Here is a 448-nt window from a genome sequence, read left to right as displayed (position 1 = left end):
ACCCTAAGACATCTACAGCAGTAGAATATCCTGTTTTCGTCTTTTTAATAACAGGTAATTGTAATGTCTCAAACAATACAACACCTAATTGCTTAGGAGAATTTATATTAAAATCTTCACCAGCTGCATCATGGATATTTCGAATCAAGACGTCTAATTTTTCTTGAATTTCTTTTTCCATTTCTTCTAAATCATGAACATCTGTAAATATACCAATTTCTTACATTTCACTTAAAATCTTAGCTAGCGGTAGCTCTAAATCAGCCAAGAGTTCTACCTGATTGTATTCTTCTAATTGTTTATCCATATTTGGTTTCGCAAAGTAAATTGCATCAGTAATAGAAGCAACATATGGATTTAAAACATCATCTTCAGGTACCTTAAATTTCTTACCTTTTCCATATATACTCACATCGTCTTTCACAAAACTTTGACCGTACAATGAAAC

Annotated in this window: 2 protein-coding genes; both read right to left on the bottom strand. The window is 31.5% G+C overall.

The genetic code is table 11. The features are described from left to right. Positions 1-181 (bottom strand): DNA polymerase (locus FMN63_RS30125; RefSeq protein ID WP_205514391.1); only part of this gene is annotated, 181 nt, incomplete at its 3' end. Between the two features lie 39 nt (positions 182-220). Then, positions 221-448, bottom strand: a 228-nt coding sequence (locus tag FMN63_RS30120; RefSeq protein ID WP_205514389.1) for a 3'-5' exonuclease family protein, incomplete at its 5' end; no start/stop codon positions are given.

The sequence above is a fragment of the Stappia sp. BW2 genome (assembly GCF_008107695.1).
Taxonomy (GTDB): domain Bacteria; phylum Pseudomonadota; class Alphaproteobacteria; order Rhizobiales; family Stappiaceae; genus Roseibium.
The sequence above is the reverse complement of the archived record's forward strand: the minus strand, read 5'-3'. Positions and strand labels throughout refer to the sequence as shown.